General features: G+C 30.4%; 9 protein-coding genes. All 9 read right to left on the reverse strand.

Features of this window, described 5'->3' with window-relative positions:
- Nucleotides 1–183, reverse strand: a 183-nt coding sequence (locus EG240_RS15640) for a hypothetical protein (protein WP_148096363.1), incomplete at its 3' end; no start/stop codon positions are given.
- 434 nt (nucleotides 184–617) lie between these two features.
- Complete coding sequence (locus tag EG240_RS15645; RefSeq protein WP_125020270.1) at nucleotides 618–1310, reverse strand: hypothetical protein; 693 nt, start codon at nucleotides 1308–1310, stop codon at nucleotides 618–620.
- Between the two features lie 16 nt (nucleotides 1311–1326).
- On the reverse strand, nucleotides 1327–4137 hold the full coding sequence (locus tag EG240_RS15650) for a fibronectin type III domain-containing protein (protein WP_125020271.1): 2811 nt from the start codon (nucleotides 4135–4137) through the stop codon (nucleotides 1327–1329).
- A gap of 319 nt (nucleotides 4138–4456) precedes the next feature.
- Complete coding sequence (locus tag EG240_RS15655) at nucleotides 4457–5224, reverse strand: hypothetical protein (protein ID WP_125020272.1); 768 nt, start codon at nucleotides 5222–5224, stop codon at nucleotides 4457–4459.
- The gene (locus tag EG240_RS15660; protein ID WP_125020273.1) at nucleotides 5224–5781 is read right to left on the reverse strand and encodes a hypothetical protein; all 558 of its coding nucleotides are present in this window, start codon (nucleotides 5779–5781) and stop codon (nucleotides 5224–5226) included. The genes EG240_RS15655 and EG240_RS15660 overlap by 1 nt, the downstream gene beginning before the upstream one ends.
- Before the next feature lie 211 nt (nucleotides 5782–5992).
- Nucleotides 5993–6529: a hypothetical protein gene (locus EG240_RS15665; protein ID WP_125020274.1), complete on the reverse strand. Its 537-nt coding sequence runs from the start codon at nucleotides 6527–6529 to the stop codon at nucleotides 5993–5995.
- A 2-nt stretch (nucleotides 6530–6531) separates the two neighbouring features.
- On the reverse strand, nucleotides 6532–7005 hold the full coding sequence (locus tag EG240_RS15670; RefSeq protein ID WP_158612037.1) for a glycohydrolase toxin TNT-related protein: 474 nt from the start codon (nucleotides 7003–7005) through the stop codon (nucleotides 6532–6534).
- A gap of 146 nt (nucleotides 7006–7151) precedes the next feature.
- Nucleotides 7152–7670, reverse strand: a complete 519-nt coding sequence (locus tag EG240_RS15675; RefSeq protein ID WP_125020276.1) for a hypothetical protein — start codon at nucleotides 7668–7670, stop codon at nucleotides 7152–7154.
- Complete coding sequence (locus tag EG240_RS15680; protein ID WP_125020277.1) at nucleotides 7667–7939, reverse strand: hypothetical protein; 273 nt, start codon at nucleotides 7937–7939, stop codon at nucleotides 7667–7669. Before EG240_RS15680 ends, EG240_RS15675 begins: the two co-directional genes overlap by 4 nt.
- Nucleotides 7940–8145 lie beyond the last annotated feature (206 nt).

Raw genomic sequence — 8145 nt, forward strand, 5'->3', positions numbered from 1 at the left:
GTCTGCAATTACATCAGTACCAGTAAGGGTTACTTTTGCCCAAAGCTTATCGGTTAAACCATTCGGAACTGCTTTAAATGGTACAAATGCATCACCTACTTTTTTGTAATCGCTGGTTAGTTCTTTGTTGTAAGCTACTTGGTCAAAGGCGTATTGTGTATCGGTATGTTTTTCAAAAACCACACGAACGCCTTCGGCTGTAAGTTCGGTTACTTCACCGTTTTTGTTTACTCCATCAGTATTTTCAGGAGTTGGTTTACCTCCTGGTGCAGATTCTAGTGGACCTGAAACATTACCGTTTGCATCTACATAATAGTTATTCTTTTCACTATCGGTTATTACCGTGTCTTTACCACCTGGGAAGGTTTCGGTTTGTCCGTCTGGACCGGTTACTACAATTTCACCACTATTGTTTATGATAATATCTGCTGCGCTACCTATTGGGAAGTTTACGGTTTATGTCATTGACCTTTTAATTGTCTATTAGATGATTAATTAAATTTTTGAATATAAAAAAAGCATTTTAAAGCGTAAATTTAAAATGCTTTTTTATGTTGTTTATAAATACGGTTTCTCCGTCGTCGCTCCGTCATCTCTCCGTCGAAAAGAGTTTTGTTTTATACCATTAAAATATTTATTTCTGTTGTTAGAATGTTGAATATAAACTTTTCTTCTCCCCAATTCATTTCAAATTCATTTTCATTTATCCAACCTGTAACTTTAAGTGTTCTTGGAGTATTTAACCATTTCATATAATCTGTTTTCATTAATTCATTGTCTTTAAAATATTTTTTATTACAGATAACATATTTACGAATTTCTTTTGTATTATTATCCAGAACGTTCAATCTATAAGTTGTTGATTCAAATTCGTATCTATATTCAATAGAACAGGTGTATTTCTTGTTTTTAGATTTGTATTTTTTTGAAGACTCACAAAAAAAATCATTTGCTATTATTTTTTTGTTAGCTAAATGTATAGGTTCTTCTGGTAAATTAAATTTTTTTGCCCACTCTAATAAGGCTTTATAAATACATTTACAAATAAATTCAATTTTAGTTTTATTTTCTAAGGATTCAAAATGTTTTTGAGAAATATTAACATGCATATAGAATAAGTTATAGGTATTATTATGATTAAATCCTATATCAATTATATTATCTACAAGGTCTTCAAAATGAAACTGAATCCCTAAAATATTTACTTCATTTCCCATACTATAATCACCCATATGGTTTAAAAATATTGAACCTAAAACTCCACCTATATGATACTTATCATTAACTCTTATTTCTTCTATTTTTTTCATTATTTCTTTTTTTTAATTACTTATTATATTCTTTTATTTTATCTTCTATCCATTTTTCGGCTCTATCTACTCTTTCTTGAAACTCATCCTTTTTAATAAAACACGGTAAATAATGATGTGAAGGTAACTCGCCCTTATTCAAAATTACATAACTCGCAGTTAATGACTTTTCGATTACATGACAAATATCTTTAGAAATATCTCTTGTTACCCAATTATAAAAAAACTTTTCTCCTTTTGTATTTTCTGAATCAAATTTCTTACATTGTTTTTCTGGTCGCATGTTGCATTCATTTTCATAATCTTCAGTACATGTCATTCCATATTTTGCGACTGAAACTTCACCTGAAGTTGAAACTTTCCAAATTACATAAACTTTACAAGTACCACTATTTTGAGGATATGAATGAGGGATAGTAATTGGTAAATCAATTGGAATATCTTTCTCAAAAGGATTATCTTTCACTGATAAATCAATTGGTAATGAAGGTACTAATGTACCTACACCGACTGTATCAATTGTAGAAGGTGTAACCAAAAAATCCCATAATGTAATTAAAAAATATATTTTAAAAGCTGAGCTTGCTCCCTGACCTATTGTTGCTCCATATCTCCCTAAATTTTGAGCAATTAAAGCTTCAATCTGAGCTGTTATTGCTTGATTAGAAACTGTAGTTGCAAAACCTACTGATAAATATACATCATTAAAGCTAGATTTATTTAAGGTTGTTAAAACAGATTCATCTTTATCAAGAATTTTCTCAAGAATTTGTTGATATTGTTTATTTATATCAGTATAAAATCTATCTTTTGAACAATCTCCATTTTCATCTCTAGTTATGCAATGACGATAACCTTCAAACCTCCATTTTCCATCAATTTTTCTATATCTTCCAGCGTAATATTGATCATTTAAAGTAAAACCTGTCAAAGCACCATCTGGTATTATCAAGTCTTTAATTTCTGGATTTTCTAACTCTTTCGAAAATGAAGGAATAGCTTCGGCCGGTAAAACTACAACCATACCTGCAGGTGAAAGATAAAATTTGAATCTATCTTCTTCATCATTATCTTGATACGATAAATATTCTGAATAAGTTAGTACACCAATTAATTCATCTCTTTTTTCCACAAGCGCTTTAATCTTATTCGCAATTTCTTTTGCTTTTTCATTACAAGATTTCCATTCGGCTGTACAATCAAAAAAGTAATAATTTCCTGTAAATGGACCGCTATTTGTCTCTGGTACTGCAACTGTTTCTTCTTCACAATTTAAACCACTTTCAAGACAATCTTTAGTTTCAATTAATTTATCTTTTAAAACTTGTGCTTCTTCATTTGTAATAACACCTGAATTTAATAAATCGTCAATAGTTTTTATATACTTTTCAACTTGATACTCATTTTGATTTAATATCTCTTGTTTTTCTTGGTCATTTTTATCTTTCAAATCACCATTTAGCAATTCATCATAAATCTTTATAAATTCTTCACCAATTGCCTTAATATCTTCAACTAAATCAGTAACATCAATAATATTCCCCCATTCTGGATCGTAAGTGGTTTCTACCACTCCATCAATCAGTTTGTAATCGGTATTGATGCGGATGCTGGTAAACTCAACACCAATCTTCACAAAAAATAAATAAGGTACTTCTATAAATCCTTTTCCTGAATACACTCCGTTTGAACCGCTAATCTCTAACACTTTTACAGGGAAATCTCCCGCCATAAAAGTTTCGTTAATGATTAAATCAGGTAACGGTTGTTGGTTGGCTATTTCAATTTCGGGTACAATACCACAGTTAAAAACTGTTGCATTTTCAGAAGCATCGATGCTAAAGGTTTGAATACCCGAATAGATATAACTTGATGTTACACCATATTGTTCGGCTTCACAGGTGGCTCCTACTCGAAACTCATACGTAAAACCGGGTTCTAAATCTTGCAGTAACGCTTGGGTGTTTACTGTATAGGTTTCAAACCACTCGGCATTATCAACATGTGCTTTGCGGTATTGTACGTGGTATTTGCGATGTGCATTTTCGCCTTGCCACATAATTTTTACACGTGAAATACTTTGTTGTTCGCTTAACAAATAACGTGGTGCTATACAATTACTGGCGTATTTAAACGAATATATTTGGCTGTAGCCGTTGTTTTTAAAAACGCTGTTTTCTGCCAATCCGTTGGTTGAAATGGCTTTTACTCGCCAAGCATAGGTTTTGCCTGGTATTAAAACAGGTTTACTAATATCATACAACAAAGTGGTGGTTCGCAAACCTTCTTCTTTATGCAACAGCGGACTTACCTCAAAGGCAAACGCGGGGTCTAAATTGGTATTTAATATTTCTTTTAACTCAAACTCGTACGATACGTTGGTCGCATTCATGTGGCGCGGTGTCCACGAGAAAATGATGTTTGGAAAATCGCTACTTGCTATTTGCTCGTTATTACTTGGAACGTTTAGCTGCGGCGGATCGTTCAACATTAAATAAATGGTAGCGCAACTATTTTGTGATAACCATTTTTTGGTCACCATATCATAGACCTGAAAACAAATGGTGTAAACGCCATCTGGCAACGGTTCGCTGTAACGGGTGGTTGTAATGCCTTGTAGGTTTTGAAAACGGAAATAACCTGCCAAATCAGCACTTGTTAAGCTCAAGATTTCGCCTCCGTTTAGGTAAATAGGTGGTATGCCCGATACGATGGGCGCGCTTTGTGCATTGATTCCGTTTCCTTGTATGCGCAATTGCAACATCGCAGGACGATTCTGAACTAATAAATCGGTTGTGATTAATTGTAAATTAATGCGATTTACCATAGCGTTTGAGTAATCTGTAAGCTTGCTGCTATAAGGACTACTAATTATCGGAACGGCCTGTACGGGATAGGTTTGTTAAAATGATTTATCTCTGGGGCAAGCCTTCCACTGCGTTGCAGGCCAGGCTGTACGCACTCGCTTTTTCCAAATTGAGAATTTGTAAAAGAGCTCAAACAATGCTGCCATCCTTCTTGCAAAAAAAACACAGACTTCTTATGAATTGAAGTCTGTGTTTTTTTTAATATGCACGGGTTGCACTCGGGGCTTTGGCCGACTGAACGAAGTTAAATCCGAGCAGTCTGGTATTACAATCCAATATTTATTTTACAATTCGTTGATACGGTTCCAATATGTCCACAATATCTTCGTAATATACAATCTCATTATCAAATAACACTCCATTTTCTGTAAAATCATTTAAACCTAAATCCTCAAACTCAAAATCTGTAGCACCATACTCGAAACATAGCTTTTTCAAATCCCTTAAAAAACTATTTAATCGAGGAGTGTTTAAGTAAGCTAAATCAGAATTATCAACAGGGAATTCAAATTCACGACATTTCTTATTCTCTAATCCCAAATTAAAAATGTCGTTATCTAGATTTAATACAACTTCAATTTTATTTTCTTTTTTCCATAATTCAACTCTTAAAGGAAACTTCCAATAACTATCATGTAAAAATATATCGGCATTTAATTCTGTAACTGGGTCAACGCCTATCAGCTTTTTAGGTAATTTATCATTTACATCTGTAAATATTTTTGATGGATAAACTAAATCTATTTTTTGATTATTATTATATAGATAATTCATTAGATTACTGCCACTAATTCCTTTGTTCTCATTACTTAATTTGTAATCTTGGTATCCTGAAAGCAAATTTTGTTCATTGCCGTTAATTGGCGTAACCAAACCATACTTGTAGGTTAGTAACATGTACTTCTTAATAAAATTCACTTCATTAATAATAAAATCATTTATGCTAGTTTCACCTAACCATATTAAGTGATAGTAAGCCGAAAGTTCAGATTCAAAATCAGTCCAATACTTACTAGAATTTTCTGTTTTAATATAAAATCGTTTCATCACCATTCTGAATTTTTTATTATGATTCTACCTTGTCCATTTTCTATATGAAGCTCTTTTACAGAATTAACTAATTTATCTTTAACTATACCACCTGGCTTATCCAATAATTCTTGCCTAAATTTATTAATTATTTGATGCTTGTTCAAATTATAAAATTCATTTGAGGAATTACTGATTGAGATTTTACCAAAATGGTTGGGATATTGATTTTTAATTGCAGTACTCAATTTACTTTCCATCGTATATTTGGCTATTATATCATTAACCAAACTGCCTAAATTATTTCCACTTAAATTCTTACACTCCACCAAAGTATTTTTTGTAGTGATTGTAACATCTACTTCATTTCCACCTGCAGACCATTTTTTAGAGATAAATACATCATCTCCCTGACTCATCCAATATTTACCCTCCTCTAATTCTTTATACAAATTATTTGCACTTGCTGAGTTTACATTACCCGAATTTACAGGACTTCTAAATACCCCATTTAAATTATCTAATAAGTCTTCTGGGTTTTTAAATTTAGAAGAGCTCAATAAATCATCAAGCATTGTTTGCATTTTATTAGTTCCAATAACATCATCAATATACATCGCTCGTAGTACTATATCATCCGCTACAGAACTCGATACTCCTCTTGATATTAATTTTGAGGTAAGTCGAGTGGACAAGTTCCCCGCTCCGCTAACATTATCTAAATTCTTCCACCAACCTTTACCTAATTTAGTTTCGCTATAAGCTTTTAGCTCGGCTTATTACATTCTAAAAAATATCTTCACTAATATCAACCTCAATGATTTCTTCTATTTCTACACTACCGAACATTCCTTCTTGCATTGATTTTTCTGGTAAAATAGGCATTCCTATTCTTAAAATCCCTAAATAACTAGCATTACATGATTTACATGTATAACCCTTTAATGAAACGGATTGTTTTCTTTGAAAATCAAATTCATATTTAAAATCCTTTCTATTTAAATAAACTACATTATCAACTTTTGCAAGAATTATATTGGAAAATAAAGATGCTAATTCTTGTAAAAATAATATATCGTAATTATTAGAATTTAAGTTTGAAATAGTGGTATAATTTTTAAAGTTATTATTAACATCATTTATTATTGTAACACTATTATCACAACAAGAACATTTATGTGTAATATTCCAGCTATGATTGAAATAAAAAGTAAAAGGAATATTAAATATTTGTTCACACGTTTCTTCCTTATTTATTTGAATTAAAGAAGGTCCGAAATAAGTTAAACTACATTTTATTATTTTATTTTTAAAAAAAATCATAATTAAGGTATTTCTTTATTTACCAATGATTTAAACTTACCATTAGGTGATTCTTTTATCGTTATTTTTATATAACCCATTTCTGCTAATTCAGTCAATGTATATGAATAATCTTTCGGAGAATTAGGGTTTTTAGGAATATTCCACATCGATTGTTTTCCTTTACCTAATTGTCCAAACCAAGGAATAACATCGGCATTTTGTGCAGTAAAAGGTAAATCTTTCAGAACTTCTATTTCATAGTAAACATCATACTCATTTCTTAACTTAACTAAAGCTCTTTGTGAAAAACTAAATGGAGTGCCATTTTCTATCGGAGATGTAAAATTACCATTCAAATTTAAATTTCCTTTTTCAGAATAACCAATTGAGCTACAATATCTATCGAATTTCATACCTTTTGTTAAAGGAACGTTGTCTACAATATTATAACCTCCAAACGCAGGAAGCCATTTTATATTAATACTTTTAAACAAATCTTCTAATTCCGCCCATTTACCTTCTCTATATAAATCAAAAGCTTGTTTACGAATTGATTCGGCTATAGAACCTGTTTTATCGAAAGTTAAAGTGAAATCATCTACATTTTTATAAAAAATAAATTTAATATCAGCTGTTTTTTCTAACTTTTTTCGTAAGGTCTTTCTAAAAACAGGGCATACATTTTTTCGTAGGTTTCAAAAAGTTCATGCAATTTATATTTTTTATATTCTTCTGTATCCTTTACTTGTTCTATTAATGGTTTTAAAATAAAAAGGGGAATGTGTCCTATTTTTTTTAAATCCTTATACATACAAATAAGCTCTATTTCACAATAAAACATAGAATACAATCTAAATAAATATTGATTTTCTAAAATAAATACTTTCTCATTAAAAGATACACTATCCAAAATTTTTTTTAAAGAAAAATGCATTTCGTAAACAAGTTTCAGATATGTATATTTTTTTTCTTGTATTAAATCATTATTAAAATGTTTTTCAGTATATAACATATCCTTACGTCTATACTCCAACTTCTCGTCTTTATTAAGAGAATTCCATTTTTCAATACTTTCAAGAAAGTTTAACATTGAAATTTCTCCTCCTTTATCTGAAAAAATATTTTTTTGATATACTTGTAAAATATTTCCTATTTTCATAATTCTTCTATTATAAATAATGTAAATTTTATTGGAGATTCTCCATCTAAAGCCACTTCTGCCGGATTTTGAAAATAATCTGGTATTATGTCATTTATTCTAAATTTCAAATTAGATTTATGTAAAATTTCAAATTCAGTAGCATCAGAATATCTATCAATACTTTTACCATTTTTAGAAATAACTTTAATCATAGCACCTTGTCCTGTTTTCTTTAAATTATCAAAATAGAATCTTAAAGCTACCTCTTCTTCTGAACTTGTTGACATAAAGTTATTGTAAGGAATATCGTCACCAATCTTTAGTTTGTCTAATATAGCAATTTCATCTTTACCAATCCCTCTGTAGTATGTTCCAGGAGAAGAAGGTAGTTTATCTAATACTTGGTTTAATAATTTTTCTATTTCTAGAATGTCTGGATATACTAACTTAGCGTTCAGTTGAAGTTAAGACTAAAATCTTAAATTTGACTCAT

Origin of the sequence: Paenimyroides tangerinum (assembly GCF_003865405.1) — a bacterium.
GTDB lineage: Bacteria > Bacteroidota > Bacteroidia > Flavobacteriales > Flavobacteriaceae > Flavobacterium > Flavobacterium tangerinum.